We start from the raw sequence: 17,305 nt of genomic DNA, 5'->3' as shown, positions 1-17,305 counted from the left end.
TGCAATAGGTGCAAGTCTTGCAACCGGCGAGCAGGTAATTTCAATCAATGGGGATGGCGGCATTCAGATGAACATCCAGGAGCTGGCCACCCTGAAGGCGAATGACCTGGATGTCATAGTGTTCATTATAAACAACTCTGAGTTTGGAATTATCAGGCAATGGGAAGAGCAGAATTATGACATGAAACCATATCAGGTAAAACTTGAAAATCCTGACTTTGTAAAACTTGCCTCAAGCTATTTGATTGATGGGGTGAGAGTTGACAATTTGGCCGACCTTGAATATCTGCTGGAAAGTGACCTTAGGGGACCTCTTGTTGTGGAGGTTGTTGTTCGAAGCGAAGACATTCCCCTTCCCTAGTATGAGTTAACCTTAACCGGTTATTTCATATTTTCAAAGTCAGTTGTTATTTTAATATTTCCTCAACATAACCTTTAACTACTGCTTCTATTTCATCAACTACATCTATATGGGATAGATAATATTTACCATTTTCTTCATAAATTATTGCGATGGGTTTTATTTCACAGGTTGAAATTTGGTCATTGATGAACAAGTCCACTCTTTTAAAGACAAATGTGAATCCGCATACCTCACGATAATGATACTCGGTTACCTCTTCAATCCTCAGGATGTCTTCAACCAGCTGCTTGATATCATCATCCATTTCTAACACCTTTTATCAGATTGCGAATCTCTTTTTTGGAAATCAGTTTTATTGCCGGAGGTATCAGTTTCAAGATGTTAATGTCAAGTTCATTTTCACCCTTCGCATCCAGAACACTTCCGGTGAATGAAGGCTCTGCAGTTAACCTGGCATTTTCATGTGTGCTGTTAACAATAACAAGCAGACTCCAGATGCATCCGATGTATTTTGCAGTATCAACATATGAGTCAAGACCAAAGACAAGATGGTTTTCAAGTTTTGCAATATGAATGCATTTGGTAAATGATTTTAGAAATTCCTTGAAGTCTTCAAAACATGGTTTTGCAAGTTCAAAAATTTTTTTGATGTCACGGTCATTTTCCTCGTCGTCTTCTTCATCTTCATCTTTTTCATCATCTTCTGACGGGAACTCAATTGAGTAGACCTTAATCTTTTTTAAAATAAGTATTTTTAAACATCCTTTTAATTTGCTGCCTTTTTTATTATAGATGAATGCTATCTTAACTCCTATGTAGAGTAAAATAATAATAAATATGATGATTATTAGAATAATCATCAATAGGATGTTTAACATATAGCAGTTCCTATTCTTCGTCTACATCTATTTTGGTAGTATATTCAGGTTCTATGTATTCTGACTCATCGTAGTCGTCATCATTCTTGTTTCCGACATAGCTTTTTACAAGATCAGATATCATTAAACCTAAGTCTGTCAATGCTTTATTGGTTTCGGTTCCTTTGCTTAAGTTAAGTACGCGAACTCCTTCAGCGTCATTTCCTTTTTTAGGAATCATTACCATGGATATAGGTTCCACACCTGCACCGGCACCTACTGCTTCGGTTCCTTCATTTTCACCGATGTTTCCGCCGGCTCCAAATCCTACTCCCATTCTCATTACAGGAATGAGGACTTTGTCATCAGTTTCGATCGGTTTTCCAATTACATTGTCTATGTTTATGAGTTTATGCAACTCTTCAACAGTTGTTTTGATATTTTTTGTCATGGTTTTCACATCCTATCGTTAATTTATATTTGTCGTTAATGTTTAAAATATTTTTAGTTATGAATGTCCCTTCAGATTAGTAATACTTTTTTTGAATTTTAGACATATGTTTCAAGTGTAACTTTTTTCTTATAACTTAAAATTTTTAGCTCGAGAGGTGCATTTCAAGTGTAACTTTTCACTTATAACTTATAAAGTTTACTCGAGAGGTGCATTTCAAGTGTAACTTTTCACTTATAACTTAAAATTTTTAACTCAAGGGGTGCATTTCAAGTGTAACTTCAAAGTTATAACTTATATGTCAAAAAAAATTTCAGGGTAAAAAAATAAGCTGATTATAACTTATAACAAAAAGATAATTAAAAAAAATTAGAAAACAGAATCATAAGTATGATTCTGCAATGGATGCAACACCTGCGCCTGCATCATCAATTACACCTAAACCTTTTAAGGTCATACCGATTGCCGCAAAGGTTTGGGTAAGTTCCTTGTAGGAAATATTTCCCATGTGTCCGATTCTGAAAATGTTTCCTTTAAGGTGATCTTGTCCTCCAGCCAATTCAACGCCGTATTTGTCACGTGTGGTGCCTCTGAACTCATCATCTGTGATTCCTTCAGGCATTTTGACTGCGGTTACGGTTGCAGATGAAACAGCTTCATCAGCGAATAATTCTAAACCTAATGCTTTAACGGCAGCTACGCTGGCTTTAGCCGCTTTGTGGTGACGTGCAACTCTTTCGTCAATTCCTTCTTCCATAACCATTTTCAAAGCTTCATTCATTGCATAGGTGAGTGAAACTGATGGGGTGTATGGGGTTTGAGGTGGAACTTTGTCTCCGCTTTTTCTTGCTGCTTTCAAGTCTAAATAGAAAGTATTGGTTTCGATTTTGTCAACAGCAGCCCATGCGTCGTCACTTAATGTAATTGCTGCCATGCCAGGAGGTGCAGCGAGACATTTTTGAGATCCGGTAAGACAGACGTCAATGCCGAACTTTTCAACATCAACATAGTCTCCTCCAAGGGAGGATACGGTATCTACAATGTATAATGCGTCATAGTTTTTCATTACTTTACCTATTTCTTCGATAGGTGCAGCAACACCGGTGGAAGTTTCATTGTGAATCACACTAACGGCTTTAATGTCTTCATCAGCATCTAAAGCTTCTTTGACTGCTTCAGGGGTAACTGCGGTTCCCCATTCAACTGCCAATTCCTGGGTGTCGATTCCATGAGCCTGAGCTATTTTCATGAAACGTTCACCGAATTTTCCACCAACTACATTTAACATTTTTTCTCCAGGTGCTACAGTATTTGCAATACCTGCTTCCATAGCTGCAGTTCCTGATCCAGTTAATAAATAAGAATTATTAGGGGTTTGGAAAACTTTACTCATCAATTCAGTAGTTTCAGTTAAGATTTCACCATATTTAGCGCCTCTGTGGTTAACAACAGCTTTTGACATTGCACTGAGTACTCTAGGGTGCACTGTTGTTGGTCCCGGAAGCATTAATAAGATATCGTTCATTAAATTCCTCCAAAATATTAGCTTAATCGCAAGCTATATATATTTTTTGTTTTTATACTTATTAAATATTTTTAATTTATCACTTTATTCAATTTTAATAATAGAATTAATCTCTATTTTGCGTTATTGTTTAATAAAATTTCATATTTTTTAAAATTTGGCTAATGTATTTTGATTTCATATGTCATGATTAAATGATATTTCAGTAAGTTTTTTATATTTGATTATATTCAAATAAATATATGATTAAGAGGATTTGTCAGTTTGTTGTAGGGTTGTTCATCATGTCGGTCGGTGTGGCGTTTTCCATTACCTCAACGCTTGGAACAACTCCGATCAGCTCCATTTCCTATGCTCTGACTTTAATAACCAACATTAACATTGGAATAACAACTTTCGTGTTTAATGCCGCACTGATATTGCTTCAGTTTTTAATTTTAAGGTCAAGATTCAATAAAAGAAGGCTGCTGCAGCTGATTAACTGCGTACTGTTCGGATATTTCACAGATCTGTCCCTTTATCTGGTTTCATTTATCCCATTTGAGCATACAATTCCATATTATATTGCATATCTGGCGATAAGTATCTTTTTGATAGCCTTTGGAATATTTGTATATATGCCTGCCGATATCGCACCTCTTCCGGGTGAAGGCTGTGTTGAGGCGGTAGCTATCGTGACCGATTGGAGATTTTCAACAATTAAAATAGGTTTTGATGCGACAATGGTTACAATTGCTCTGATAATGTGCGGATTATGGTATACGAACGTTTTTGGTGCGGTTTACATTGGAACAGTCATTTCAGCATTCATGGTGGGCTATACGTTAAGGCAAATCAGCAATCTATATGCCCGCATTACAGGTGAGGCCGTTAATGTTGTACATGAATGATTTAATCTTAAATCATCAGGAGTTTATTATATTTTTTGCTTCGGGAGTGTTTAAGTCTTCCATTTCTTTTAACTTTTCGATTCCTTTTTTGTATTCGCCATTTTCATTTTTTAGTGTGCCGTTTTCATTTTTTAGTGTGCCATTTTCATTTTTTAGTGTTCCATTTTCATTTTTTAGTGTGCCGTTTTCTAATTTTAGTTCATTGTTTTCTTTTTCTATTTCTTCAAGTTCTTCTTTAAATTCTTCCCTTGCTATAATTCGGATTGCATCTTTATCTAACATGTTGTTTTTCCTTTTTTTATTTTAATTAATTATTTGATTTTTTTTGTTTAAAGTGGATATGTGTTGTAGTTTATGATGTGTTTGAAGGATATTGCCTCTTGGAGTTTATTATATTTTTTGCTTCGGGAGTGTTTAAGTCTTCCATTTCTTTTAACTTTTCGATTCCTTTTTTGTATTCGCCATTTTCATTTTTTAGTGTTCCATTTTCATTTTTTAGTGTTCCATTTTCATTTTTTAGTGTGCCATTTTCATTTTTTAGTGTTCCATTTTCATTTTTTAGTGTGCCGTTTTCTAATTTTAGTTCATTGTTTTCCTTTTCTATTTCTTCAAGTTCTTCTTTGAATTCTTCCCTTGCTATGATTTTTATTTCATTTTCAATCTGTTTCATGCCGATTTCCTCCATCAGTTCATTTATTTTTTTCGCATCGTCGAAGTGTTTAAGTACCATTGCTCCTAAAAGAACTCCAATATCTCTTTTCATTATGGTTTCATGGATTTTAGCATGTTTAAATGCTTTGGATAGTGATTCAGTAATGAATTTCCCATTTTCTTTTGAGATGAACTTTGGAACAAATGCAATGTCCAACGTTTCATCTATAATTAATTGTTCTTTTTGTTTTATTTTCTTAATAATGTTTTCATATTTCCTCCAGAGGGTTTCCTGTGGAATGTATATGTAGTGCACTTTAATTATTATTGAAGGGGACCTTTCATAATATTCAAAAAGCTTTCCAGGATCCTTGTGGCAGATTATTGCGGAATATGGCCGTTTGGAATACATGAAATCTGCAAAAACCACATAATTGCTTATTTTTTCCAAAACTTTTTCTGTTATCTCTCCGCTTTCCTCTTCAAGATTGACCATCAGGCCTTCTTCTGTGGAGTAGAATTCATCGGCCCTTCCGGCATTCATGTTTGGAAAAACGATTTCCTGAGGGTATCTTGCCTCAAATTTGCCGGGCAACTTCAAATAGCGGTGCTGGTGCTTATTGAGTATCAATGATTTGTATTTCATGGTCCGGTCATTGATTTGATATATCTTTTTAGCTTTCATATTCTGATCTCTTTTTGCTTTGAGATTTCATGAAATCATTTTAAAACTACATTAATGCAAGTAATACTTTATACATCATTCATATATAAGCTTTTAAAAGCTAAAAAGACAATATTGCTTTTATTTTAGAATATAACGAGTTTTAATCAATATTTACTTTATCTTCGAAATGATAAATTATTTAATGATTAAAAGCTAAAATTAATATAGTGAGGTTTAAATATGGAATTTGGTCTCTGGGAAAAATATTATACAGAAATTCTTGATGATTTTGGATTTTCAAGAGAAAAAGATGAGGAATCCGCACATCTGCTGGATGAAATACTGTCAACTGAAGGATGCCTTACTTTAAACGATTTGGGAGAAATTGTAGGCTTTTCAGACAAGTACATCGTATTCGGTGCCGGCCCTTCTATTAAAGAGCACATTCAAATGTTGAAAGAGGATTATGATTTGAGGGATTATGTTCTCGTTGCAGCTGACGGCGCAACAACCGCAATGATTGAGGAAAAGATAGTTCCGGATATCGTAGTCACTGATCTAGACGGAAACATCGATGACATTTTGCTTGCAAATTTAAGGGGAGCAAATATTGTAATTCACGCTCATGGTGACAATATGGAAAGAATTGCCTCTTTAAGCTCATTTTTCAACAATGTGCTGGGCACAACCCAGGCACAGCCGGTCGGAAATCTCTATAACTTCGGCGGATTCACCGACGGGGACAGGGCAATATTCTTGGCCGTTGCTCTTGGAGCATCAGAAATCACCCTTGCAGGAATGGATTTCGGAGACATCGTAACCAAATATTCAAGACCTAACCTTCCTGACGTACTGGGTCAGGCCGATGAATTCAAGAAAAAAAAGCTGATGTATGCAGAAAAGTTCACCAATTGGATAAAAGAAAACGAGAATGTCGAAATAATTAACTTAAAAGAATAATCTTTTATAATATTTTAAACATATTTAGATAACATGGGAATCGAAGATATTTTAATGTATGATGAAAGCCTTTTTCAAAATATAAATGCTTTTGATCCGGATTATGTACCTCCTAATTATAATTTCAGAGACACACAGATGGAGGCAATGGCGATGGCAATAAGGCCTGCCATGAGAGGAGGACAGCCGTCAAATGCAATCATTTTAGGCTCACCGGCAACAGGTAAGACAACCGCAATCAGAAAGGTCTTTGAACTTGTCGAAAAAACCACGGAAAAGGTTGTCTGCGTTTACATTAACTGCCAGATTCATTCAACCCGTTTCGGAATATTTTCACAGATTCACAAAAAGGTGTTCGGTTTCATGCCTCCGGAAACTGGAGTTCCATTTTCAAGGGTTTATACCCAAATCATGAGCGAACTTCAAAAGAAAGGAAAATCCCTTGTAATTGCATTTGATGATATCAACTATCTGTTCCAGACAAAACATGCAAACAAGGTCGTTTATGATATATTAAGAGCATATGAGGAATATCCTGGCGTGAGAACTTCTATTTTTGCAATACTGTCCGATTTGGAATTCAAATATGCCTTTGACAAAAACGTCAACACAGTATTCATTCCTCAGGAAATAATGTTTCCTCTTTATACATACAATGAAATCGAAAACATCTTAAGGGACCGCGTAAATGCCGGATTTTTCCCTGGAGTATTGTCCGATGACATACTGGAGCAGATTTCAATGTATACTCTCGAAAACGGCGATTTGAGGGTGGGAATCAACCTTCTAAAATCCTGCGGAAATATCGCTGAGGCTTCAGCAAGCCGTGAAATTACCCAGGAACACTTCGATAAGGCCATTGAATCACTGGTTTCCGTCAATGTTGTCGAAACATTGAAATCCCTAAGTGATGATGAAAAAGAAGTATTGAAGATGATAGTGGACAATGACGGAAATTATACTGCCAAAAAGTTAGGTGATGAGTATAAGCAAAAGACAGGTTCCAGCTATGCATCATTCAACCGTATTTTAGATAAATTGGAATTTGTAAGACTTGTAGATACCAAATATTCAGGAAAAGGGTCACGGGGCAATTCCCGCCAGATCATTCTGCGTTTCAACCCCGAAGATTATAACATCTAGCCCTTCCTGAGGGAAATTAGTTTCTGTTAACATTAGATTTTTTGCATGGTAAGCTTGAAATCTAATGAGCAGCCAAGGGTTTGGTATTGTAAAAAAAATCAAATCCATTATATGAAAAACGGATTTTGAGCCGCTACAACAGAAATAACAGATAATAGCAATGCTGTTATTACTCCAAGCATTACCATGCAAGATTGAATGTCTATGTTGCTGTATGTAATTTCATCTACTATTGAACTTTTTTTTCTTAAATCTGCTTGAATTGTGGTGTCATTATTTCTCAACATGTTAATCACTATATTTTAATTGTTCAAAGTACATATATAAACAAAGAGCAAGAGAGCATTTGATGAGTATTATTTTCGGGGAAAATCATGAAAAAATATGAATATTTTGAAGCTACAGCGGATATAGGCTTTAATGCATACGGCAAAAATTTAAACGAGGCTTTTGAAAATGCCAGTGTTGCAATGTTTAACATAATAACCGATACAGAGGATGTGGAGCCAAAATCCAAAATAACATTCGAAATAACATCAGAAGACGAAGTTTCTCTTCTTTACGATTATCTGGAGGAGTTATTGTTCCATCACGAGATAGATTTCATGCTTTTCAGCGAATTTCATGTTGAAATAGATGCAGATTTGCATTTAAAAGCAACAATCGCAGGTGAAGAGATTGACTGGGACAAGCATGAGAGAAAAACGGAAATAAAGGCCATTACATTCCACAAGATGGAAGTTAAAAAGACAGATAATGTAAAGTTAAGGGCAATAGTCGACTTGTAAATATATATAATGACAAAAACATATTATTAAACATGAAAAGAACAACAACTTTATCAAGAAACTTTGAAATGTTGATGGGCTTGACAGGTTCCATCATTGGAATATTTTCAGGTTCTTTTTTAATATTCTTAAAAGAGGCAGGCAGTGCACATACTCCTTTTTTAGGCTTGATAGCCATTATAGCATCACTTTTGGGTATCCTTTCAAGCTGTTATGTTAAAACACATACGGAGCTGGCGGGTGTCGGATTCCTTATTGCGACAATGTTTGTAATACTCGGATCAGACTACATCAATGTTTTAAGTGCAATATTTTTACTTATTGCCGGAATATCTGCATTATTTAGAAAATAATCTGATTTCAGGGGAATTTAACTTTAACGGGACTTTTTTTAGCTATTGCTTTTTTTAATTTTTAGAGAGTATTCTTTTGAAGATTCATATAAATGCCCCTAAAATTTCATTTTTTAGCAAACCTTATTTAAACACCACAAACAAATATTAAAATATAACAAATTTTGTGATGTTTATGACAATTAAAGATGAAATCAAAAAAGTTAGGGATAACGTTTATGAAATTCCGGGAACCTATGACAAAAAAATGAGGGCTTCCGGAAGGTTTTATATTGCAGACGAATTTTTTGACAGTCTGGAGGAAGGTGCTGTTGAACAGATAGTCAATGTTGCCTGTCTTCCGGGCGTTCAAAGATACTCCATCGGACTTCCGGACATTCACTTCGGATATGGATTCCCGATTGGCGGCGTTGCGGCATTCAGCATGAGAAACGGTATCGTATCACCTGGTGGAGTCGGTTTTGACATTAACTGTGGTGTCAGGCTTATCAGATCCAATTTAACCATTGATGATATCGAAGACCACCTCGATGAACTTACAGAAAAGCTCTTTAAAAACATTCCTTCAGGAGTTGGAAGCAAAGGTAAAATCAGACTCGAAGAAGGCGAAATTGATAAAGTTCTTGATTATGGTGCAGAATGGGCAGTTGAAAACGGTTACGGATGGCCGGAAGATTTGGAAGTTCTTGAAGAAAACGGAAGGATGCTTGACGCAGATTCAAGCATTGTTTCAGATAAAGCTAAAAAAAGAGGAATTCCTCAATTAGGGTCTTTGGGTTCCGGTAACCACTTTTTGGAAGTTCAGGAAGTTGAAGAGATATATGATGAAGAGGTTGCAAAGGTATTCGGCCTTGAAAAGGGAATGATTGTTGTCATGGTTCATTCAGGTTCAAGAGGCTGCGGACACCAGGTATGTTCAGACTATCTCCGGATTATGGACAAGGCCTATAAGAAATACAAAATCCAGCTTAATGACAGACAGCTTGCATGCGCTCCTCTAGATTCAAAAGAAGCTCAAAACTACATTCAGGCTATGGCTGCTGCTGCCAATTATGCATGGGCAAACAGGCAAATGATGACTCACTGGATTCGCGAATCCTTTGAGGACGTACTTGGCAAATCCGCAAAGGATATGGAAATGGATATCGTTTATGATGTTGCCCACAATATCGTTAAAATGGAAAACCACAAGGTTTACAACCGCCAGGAAGACCTTTTGGTTCACAGAAAAGGCGCCACACGTGCATTCGGTCCTGGAAGGGAAGAAGTCCCTGAAAAATACAGGGCAGTCGGACAGCCGGTATTGATTCCTGGAACAATGGGAACCGCTTCATATGTGCTTCACGGAACCGAAACCGCAATGGAGGAAACTTTCGGGTCCACAGCTCACGGTGCAGGCAGAGTCCTTTCAAGATCCCGTGCCAAAAAGGATTATGATGCAGATGAAATCACATCCGATCTGGCTTCAAAAGGAATCAGGATTAAAGCTACAAGCAAACATGTAATAGAAGAGGAAGCGCCTGGAGCCTACAAGGACGTTGATAGTGTCGTAAGGGTATCAGACAGCACAGGAATTGCTAAACTCGTTGCCAAACTCAGACCACTGGCAGTTTGTAAAGGATAGTTTTAAAATGATCGGAATAATCGGCGGAAGCGGCGTATATGAGATTACTCAGAAGGCAGACTCCTGCACTACAGAAACTGTTAAGACAGCCTATGGGGAAGTGGAAGTTTCAATTCTGGACATATTTTCCAAAAAGGTAGCATTCATTCCCCGTCATGCGTCAGGTCATTCAATTCCGCCTCATAAAATTAATTTCAGAGCCAATATCGATGCTTTAAAATCAGTGGGCGTTACCAAAATAATAGCCACCAACTCAGTCGGTTCAATGAATGAGGAAATGCCTCCAGGCTCATTTGTTATCCCAGATGACTTTTTGGATTTCTCACAAAACAGGGCAAAAACATTCTTTGAAGACAAGGTGGTCCATATTGACGTAACCGAACCATATTGTCCTTCTTTAAGGGATGTTCTGGCCGAATGCGGTGACGTGATACTTGGCGGAACCTATGTATGCACTGAAGGACCAAGGTTTGAAACTCCTGCTGAAATTAAAATGTTCAGGATGCTTGGAGGAGACCTGGTTGGAATGACCGGACTTCCTGAGGTTACTCTGGCACGTGAAAGGGAAATGTGCTACAATTCAATATGCATCGTTTCCAACTTTGCTGCAGGAATCTCCGAGCAGGAACTGACAATCGATGAAGTGTTTGAAATGGTGGCTGAAAAAGAAGTTGAGCTACTTGAACTGATTTACAATTTTATTAAAAATGTGGATGATTCCTCAGATTGCATGTGCCATCATGCATTAGATGGTGCAGAAGTGTAAGTGTGATAATATGAGCAAAGTTATTTTATTAAATGCAAGCCCAAGGGCAAATTCAAACACTAAAATTGTTCTGGAGCAATGCGCACGTGAAATCGAAAAGGAAGGCGTTGAAGCCGAAATCATCTCTCTTAAAGGAAAGAACGTTTTATCCTGCATTGCATGTGGAAAATGTGCTGAAAAGGGCAACTGTATTCTTCCGGACGGTTTGGATGAAATAATAGAAAAAATCAGGCATGCCGACGGATTCATACCTGCAGCGCCGGTATACTTCGGAACCGCAAGAGGCGACATAATGTCTGCACTTCAAAGAATAGGCAAGGTCTCCCGTGGAGGGGACAAGTTCCTCGACTGGATGGTCGGAGGGCCAATTGCGGTTGCAAGGCGTGGGGGAGTTACATTAACGCTCCAGGAAATGTCCATGTTTTTTACAATCAACAACATGATTCTTGCAGGAAGCACATACTGGAACATGGTAATTGCAGGTCCTGAAGGAACCGCTTTGGCAGACACTGAAGGAATAGAGACAATCAGGCTTTTCGGAGCGAATGTTGCAAAAATAATCAAGAAGGTAAGGGATTAAAAATGCGTTTGGCTGTAGTGTCATCTGACGGTGAAAATGTAGATTTGCATTTGGGACGTGGAAAATCAGTATATGTCTACGATTATTATGATGAATTGAGCTTTGTGGAAATGAGATCAGTTGAGATTGCTGATGATGCAAAACATCAGGGAAGTAAAGTCCTAAAAGCCTGTGAAGATTGTGATGTATTAATTGCAGTTCAGTATGGGTTCAAATCCAAAATCAAGGCTGATGATGCCGGAATTAAGCTTGTCATGGATGAAGGTCCGATTGATGAGGTTCTGCAAAGATACATTGATCATTATAACTTCATGAATAATTAATCATATTTTCAAAACAGACTATTTGAGCTTTATTTTCAATTTAGGGCTCATTTTCATTTCTTTTCAAAAGCATTTGGAAATATGTGAAATTTTTATTTTTTTATTTTTTATAAAATTTTAGCTATTTTCTAAGATTTCAATAATCTTTATATAACATGAATTAAATAAATAATAACAACCTTTATGGGCGGGTTTTAAAAAAATAAAACTTAATTACAAATATTTCTTTAAATAAGGTGAGCAGAGCTCACAATAGTCGAATAAACGATTGTAAATATATACTTATTTAAAATCATTTTTACAGTTTAGTTAGTGTAGTATTTTGTAAACTACCAGTTTTAAGACTATTTTTAAAATTAAATGGCGAAACGCTAAATTACAATATATAATAAATTATTAAATTAAACGGTTGATATAATGGCAAAAGCAAAATCAAGACGCAGAGTACGTGATACATGGAAAGAAAAATCCTGGTATACTATTAAAACACCAGTGAACTTTGAAGATAAAGAAATCGGAGAAACTCCAGCAAAAGATCCAGAACTTCTCATAGGTAGAGGAGTAGAAGTTACCATGAGGGAATTAACCGGAGATTTCTCAAAACAATACATCAAACTCAGGTTTGAAATCGATAATGTTGCAGGTAATGTTGCAAACACCAAATTCACAGGACACAAAACAACTACCGATTATGTAAGAAGCATGATTAGAAGAGGAACTTCCAGAATCGATGCTTCCGCAATTGTTAAAACTAAAGATGACCGCAAATTAAAACTCCAAGTTTTAGCTGTAACCGTAAGAAGAGCTAAATCTTCCCAACAAAGATTCATGAGAAAAACCATTGAAGATTTACTCAGAGAAGCAGCAGCTGAAAGATCATTTGATGACTTGGTAAAAGTTTGCGTAAACGGTAAATTAGCATCTGAAATTTACCACAACGCTAAAAAAATCTACCCTCTCAAAAGAGTAGAAATCATCAAAAGTAAAGTAATCAAATAAGATTGCTTTTTTTACTTCTTTTTTTTAATTTTTTATATACAATATATTTTTTTTGTTTAAAATTTTCTATTGATTTTAGGGATTATTTTTCTACTATCTACAATTTAGGAATCTTTGTTTAATATTTTATATTATTTTTATTGATATGTTGACTTTATTTTTTCTGAAATTTTTTTCTATTGTCTATTGTCAATCAACTGTATCCTATGTTGAAATGTGGTTCAACCGGGAATTTGATGTCATGTTATAGATTATATTGGTCATTGTAATTTTTCCAGATGAAACTCCCCAAAATTCATTAAATATTATACACATCTAAAATGATGGTGCAATTTAATCGAATCAGTATTCAATATGCATTTCTATAATTGAATCAGTCGACAGTATTGGATAGTGAAGCTATACAATCCAGTTTAATTAAATAATGGTACCTATTTTTTTTCATTTCTTTATAATTTCTTTTAATCACATGTTATTTTTTGTATGTGTCTGTAATTATTTTATATCGTTTGATTATTTTTTATTAATTATCCTATCTGGATAACTTATTCAAAATTAACCTTTAGAAAATGGTGTAAATGAGTTATCACATATACATCATCTTATTGAAATAGGTCATTTATTTTAGTTAAAATTTGGGATTTTGATGGAATCTTCAAATATTCAACATTTGTGTAGGTAACCTCTTTTACATTTAAACGCAGATTTGAGTATTCCTGACGTTTTTCATTTGTGTTGACTAATTGTTTATTGGAGATATCACTGTTTCGTTTTAAAATAAGCTGTTTGCCGAAACTATATGTACGGAATATGTTGGAAATATGTGCATGATAACTATGAAATATCATTTTTTTCACGGATCTTATTTTTCCTTCAGCAGACAAATCATAAATTGCGTATTGCTAACTGGCCACTAATGCCTTTTTTTGCTTAGTTACGCCTTTATTTTCCTTTAATTTTTTAGTTATATGTTAATCTTTTATTAAATTATTCATTTTTAAACTATGTAATATATTTTTACATTTACTAATCCCATTTTTTAACTGGTGCGGTTTTGTAAAATATTGTTAAGGTTAGGTTTAATTAATTCAGATTTAGTTTGATATTAATCGAACAAGTGTTTCACATTTGTTTGTTTGGGATTTGGCTAATTTTAATTGGATATAAAAAATTCATTTTTTAGCACTTTTGCAAAGATTTTTTCATAAAATTATGAATAAAATTTAGAATTTTTATATTTTTTTAGAATTATTTATGATTCCTGATTTGTATTGTCTTTCATGTTTATTTTGTTCTTTTATTTTTGAAATTAATTTAATTTAGGCTTAACTAAATATTTTTTATTTAATATTATTATGCAATATTTATATTTTATTTAATTTTATTGGAATATTTTTTTATATCATTTAATATTGATTATCCTATATTATAACTATTTTAAATTTTTTCTGTAAAATTCAATAACTAAAATATATATATTAGTAAATATCAATATATATATCACGATAGACTCTCCCTGATATGATGAAAGATCATATCAAGAAATATGGGAGGGGGTGTATTATGAATAAAAAAGAGATATTGACAATAATTTTATTGATATGTGTTATTTTCTCACTTCAGGCAGTATCTGCTGCAGATGGAGGATCAAATAGCACTGACGGCAAAGTCTTGTCAGTCTCCAATGTCTCTGCATATGCACTTCCTAGCTCTGATACAAACAGTTTGGCGGAAGTGGCGAATGCAGATTCATTCAGCGACTTGCAAGACGCAGTAAATGGTGTATCAGAGTTAACTCTGGTTAAGAATTATACATATAAAAGTACAGATACAGGCAATGCAGGTATTTTAATAGACCATGATATAGTTATTGATGGTAATGGTAATGTAATCATTGACGCTGATCATAAGTCTAGAATATTCAATATTGCCGATGGTAAATCTGTAACTTTAAAAGGAATTACATTTATCAATGGTAATGCTACCGGTAACGGAGGGTCTATATTTTCAGATGGTAAATTAACATTAGATAATTGTAAATTCATTAACAACACTGCTAGTGAACATGGTGGTGCTGTGTTCTTCGGACCTGATGCAGGTGATTCAATCTTGAACTGTTACTTTGATAGTAATGCTGCGGGTATTAATGGTGGTGCAGTTGACTTCAATAGAGGTTCATCCCAAGCTACTATTACTGGTACAACATTTAATAATAATATAGCTAATAGGTCTGCCGGTGCTGTATACTGGTATGGTGCTAATGGTATTATTAAAGATTCTAACTTTACCAATAATGCCGCTTTAGGTATTGTTCCATATGAAGACTCTTATGGTAACGTTACTTATGGCGGTAATGGTGGAGCTATTATGTGGACAGGTTCTGATGGTAGTGTTTATAATTGTACTTTTGTTGATAATAATGCTACTTATAAAGGTGGTGCTGTTTACTTGCAAGGTAGTATTGAAGGGCTTTGTAACAATACTGTGTTTGATACTTGTACCTTCATTAGTAATATTGCTGGTGTGAATGGTGGTGCTATTGATTGGTATCGTGGTGCTAGAAATGGTCATGTTCTTAATTCTGTATTTGAGAATAATGTGGCTAATAGGTCTGGTGGTGCTATATTCTGGTCTGGTATTCGTGGTGAAATCAGGAATTCCAACTTTACTAACAATACTGCTTTAGGTATTAAGGAAGATGTTGACTCTTATGGTAATATTACTTCCGGAGGTAATGGTGGAGCTATCATGTGGGTAGGTTCTAATGGTACAGTATATGACTCTACTTTTACAGACAACGTAGCTAATAATCATGGTGGTGCTGTTTACTTACAAGGAAGCAGTGAAGGTATTTGCAGTAATAATATATTTGATACTTGTACCTTCATCAGCAATATTGCTGGTGTGAATGGTGGTGCTATTGATTGGTATCATGGTGCTGAAGATGGTGCACTGATTAATACTACTTTCATCAACAACACTGCTAAACGTAATGGTGGTGCAGTCTACTGGAATGGACTCAATGGTACTATTAAGAATTCCAGATTTGTTGACAATAGGGCTACCGGTGAAAATTGGCAATATACCATGCCTCTAACTATGGCAGATAAAGTGGTTATTGATGCTGATGGTAGTTTTACTAAAGGTAATATTGTTGTCCTTCAACATAGCCAATTACCATCAGAGTCATCTATATCAAGTTATGTAAATAAGTTAGTTGTGCTCAATTACTCATCTTCTGCTAACAGGCTTCATTTCGAATCTTATGTTGCAGTTGCTAATAGTTCCTCACCATATGGATATTCATGGAAACAGTTAGATGAAGAGGATATTAATGTTTCTGATTCTATTATTTCTCCAGTTGACTGGGCAGTAGACCATTATCTTGGAGGAGATGGTGGTACTATCTATTGGGGTGGTGATGTTGGTTTCATATACAACTGTACTTTTGTAGATTCAAACTCCGCTCGTCGTGGTGGTGCAGCATACATGACAGGATCTGACAATGTAACATTTGACTTATGTACATTCACTAACTGTACCTCAGGTACAAACGGTGGTGGAGTAGACTGGCTGGCTGGTGCAAACTACGGTAAAATCTACAACTCTGTATTCAACGGTACTCAAGCAGCCCGTTCTGCAGGTGCAATCTATTACGACGGTTGGTATGCTGACATGAAAAACATCACTATTATTAATACCCAATCCAATGGTGGAACTTTAAAACAAAGTAAAGATAAAAGAGTAAATTACGCCGGATGGGATTCCAGTCACTGGGATACCAATACTACAGGTGGTGATGCGGGCGCTATTATGTTTACCGGTTCATTCATTAATGTTTGTAATGTCACATTCATTAACGCTACTGCAGCCGGTCGTGGAGGAGCAGTGTTCTTGCAGGATAACCATAATGTGACATTTGATTTATGTACTTTCATTGGAAACGAGGCATTAGGTATTGCTACTAACACCTGGAACGATTACACTAAAGAAAGAAATGATGCTCGTGCAGATACTAAACTTGATTATAAACTCACAGGTCACGGTGGAGCTATTGCATTTGATATAGGCGCTCACGATTGTACAATCACAAACTCTGAATTTAACTATAACTATGCCCGTCGTGATGGTGGTGCACTCAACATTGCTAAAAATTCATCCAACTTCACTGTTGAAAATTCATTATTCAACAATGATACTACCGGAGATGACGGTGGTGCAATCAACTGGGAAGGTGATTCAGGTCTTATTAAGAATATAACCTGTTATAACTGTGTTGGTGTGGCATTTGCAGATCCTGTAACCGGTGCATCCACTTCAAAAGGTGGTACAATTTGTCTTACTGGGGATAACATTACAATCAC

At 35.6% G+C, this 17,305-nt stretch carries 18 protein-coding genes and 1 pseudogene; 12 read left to right on the top strand and 7 right to left on the bottom strand.

The features are described from left to right. Positions 1-361, top strand: a 361-nt coding sequence (locus QZU83_RS08730) for a thiamine pyrophosphate-dependent enzyme (RefSeq protein WP_295611449.1), incomplete at its 5' end; no start/stop codon positions are given. Between the two features lie 46 nt (positions 362-407). Here the strand turns inward: QZU83_RS08730 and QZU83_RS08725 are convergent. The 4 genes from QZU83_RS08725 to QZU83_RS08710 all read right to left on the bottom strand — a co-directional run bounded on the left by QZU83_RS08725 (position 408) and on the right by QZU83_RS08710 (position 3,197). Continuing rightward, positions 408-668, bottom strand: a complete 261-nt coding sequence (locus QZU83_RS08725; RefSeq protein WP_295611446.1) for a hypothetical protein — start codon at positions 666-668, stop codon at positions 408-410. After that, positions 661-1,242 carry a DUF2953 domain-containing protein gene (locus tag QZU83_RS08720; RefSeq protein WP_295611444.1) on the bottom strand — a complete coding sequence of 194 codons (582 nt, stop codon included), beginning with the start codon at positions 1,240-1,242 and terminating at the stop codon, positions 661-663. The genes QZU83_RS08725 and QZU83_RS08720 overlap by 8 nt, the downstream gene beginning before the upstream one ends. A 10-nt stretch (positions 1,243-1,252) precedes the next feature. After that, a complete protein-coding gene (locus QZU83_RS08715; RefSeq protein WP_295611441.1) occupies positions 1,253-1,672 on the bottom strand; it encodes a GerW family sporulation protein in 420 nt (139 codons plus the stop codon). Positions 1,673-2,054: 382 nt separating this feature from the next. Beyond that, on the bottom strand, positions 2,055-3,197 hold the full coding sequence (locus tag QZU83_RS08710; protein WP_295611437.1) for an alanine--glyoxylate aminotransferase family protein: 1,143 nt from the start codon (positions 3,195-3,197) through the stop codon (positions 2,055-2,057). A gap of 242 nt (positions 3,198-3,439) precedes the next feature. Between QZU83_RS08710 and QZU83_RS08705 the strand changes: the two genes are divergently transcribed. Continuing rightward, the gene (locus QZU83_RS08705) at positions 3,440-4,087 is read left to right on the top strand and encodes a YitT family protein (protein ID WP_295611435.1); all 648 of its coding nucleotides are present in this window, start codon (positions 3,440-3,442) and stop codon (positions 4,085-4,087) included. Between the two features lie 15 nt (positions 4,088-4,102). Here the strand turns inward: QZU83_RS08705 and QZU83_RS08700 are convergent, their stop codons facing one another. Both QZU83_RS08700 and QZU83_RS08695 read right to left on the bottom strand, forming a co-directional pair. Next, the gene (locus QZU83_RS08700) at positions 4,103-4,369 is read right to left on the bottom strand and encodes a hypothetical protein (protein ID WP_295611433.1); all 267 of its coding nucleotides are present in this window, start codon (positions 4,367-4,369) and stop codon (positions 4,103-4,105) included. A gap of 70 nt (positions 4,370-4,439) precedes the next feature. Beyond that, the gene (locus QZU83_RS08695) at positions 4,440-5,423 is read right to left on the bottom strand and encodes a hypothetical protein (protein WP_295611431.1); all 984 of its coding nucleotides are present in this window, start codon (positions 5,421-5,423) and stop codon (positions 4,440-4,442) included. Between the two features lie 222 nt (positions 5,424-5,645). Here QZU83_RS08695 and QZU83_RS08690 point away from each other — a divergent pair, with 222 nt between their 5' ends. After that, positions 5,646-6,365 carry a 6-hydroxymethylpterin diphosphokinase MptE-like protein gene (locus QZU83_RS08690; RefSeq protein ID WP_295611428.1) on the top strand — a complete coding sequence of 240 codons (720 nt, stop codon included), beginning with the start codon at positions 5,646-5,648 and terminating at the stop codon, positions 6,363-6,365. A gap of 33 nt (positions 6,366-6,398) precedes the next feature. Then, positions 6,399-7,508, top strand: coding sequence for an ORC1-type DNA replication protein (locus tag QZU83_RS08685; protein ID WP_295611426.1), 1,110 nt, complete (start codon positions 6,399-6,401; stop codon positions 7,506-7,508). Between the two features lie 107 nt (positions 7,509-7,615). On the opposite strand, the gene QZU83_RS08680 is transcribed toward QZU83_RS08685, so the two are convergent. Beyond that, the gene (locus QZU83_RS08680; protein ID WP_295611423.1) at positions 7,616-7,795 is read right to left on the bottom strand and encodes a hypothetical protein; all 180 of its coding nucleotides are present in this window, start codon (positions 7,793-7,795) and stop codon (positions 7,616-7,618) included. 87 nt (positions 7,796-7,882) lie between these two features. On the opposite strand from QZU83_RS08680, the gene QZU83_RS08675 reads away from it, so the two are divergent. The 8 genes and pseudogenes from QZU83_RS08675 to QZU83_RS08640 all read left to right on the top strand — a co-directional run. Continuing rightward, positions 7,883-8,296 (top strand): archease, encoded by a 414-nt coding sequence (locus tag QZU83_RS08675; RefSeq protein ID WP_295611420.1) that lies wholly within the window; start codon positions 7,883-7,885, stop codon positions 8,294-8,296. A 32-nt stretch (positions 8,297-8,328) separates the two neighbouring features. Beyond that, positions 8,329-8,649 carry a hypothetical protein gene (locus QZU83_RS08670; protein ID WP_295611417.1) on the top strand — a complete coding sequence of 107 codons (321 nt, stop codon included), beginning with the start codon at positions 8,329-8,331 and terminating at the stop codon, positions 8,647-8,649. 175 nt (positions 8,650-8,824) lie between these two features. After that, positions 8,825-10,273: an RtcB family protein gene (locus tag QZU83_RS08665; RefSeq protein WP_295611414.1), complete on the top strand. Its 1,449-nt coding sequence runs from the start codon at positions 8,825-8,827 to the stop codon at positions 10,271-10,273. Positions 10,274-10,280: 7 nt separating this feature from the next. Beyond that, positions 10,281-11,039 (top strand): S-methyl-5'-thioadenosine phosphorylase, encoded by a 759-nt coding sequence (mtnP, locus tag QZU83_RS08660; RefSeq protein WP_295611412.1) that lies wholly within the window; start codon positions 10,281-10,283, stop codon positions 11,037-11,039. A gap of 10 nt (positions 11,040-11,049) precedes the next feature. Beyond that, a complete protein-coding gene (locus QZU83_RS08655) occupies positions 11,050-11,619 on the top strand; it encodes a flavodoxin family protein (RefSeq protein WP_295611409.1) in 570 nt (189 codons plus the stop codon). A gap of 2 nt (positions 11,620-11,621) precedes the next feature. Continuing rightward, a complete protein-coding gene (locus QZU83_RS08650; RefSeq protein ID WP_295611406.1) occupies positions 11,622-11,942 on the top strand; it encodes a NifB/NifX family molybdenum-iron cluster-binding protein in 321 nt (106 codons plus the stop codon). 417 nt (positions 11,943-12,359) lie between these two features. Continuing rightward, positions 12,360-12,941, top strand: a complete 582-nt coding sequence (locus QZU83_RS08645; RefSeq protein WP_295611404.1) for a 30S ribosomal protein S3ae — start codon at positions 12,360-12,362, stop codon at positions 12,939-12,941. Positions 12,942-14,504: 1,563 nt separating this feature from the next. Then, positions 14,505-17,305, top strand: a pseudogene (locus tag QZU83_RS08640) (hypothetical protein); the annotation flags it as partial.

Origin of the sequence: uncultured Methanobrevibacter sp. (assembly GCF_902771435.1) — an archaeon.
Classification (GTDB): Archaea; Methanobacteriota; Methanobacteria; order Methanobacteriales; family Methanobacteriaceae; genus Methanocatella.
The sequence above is the reverse complement of the archived record's forward strand: the minus strand, read 5'-3'. Positions and strand labels throughout refer to the sequence as shown.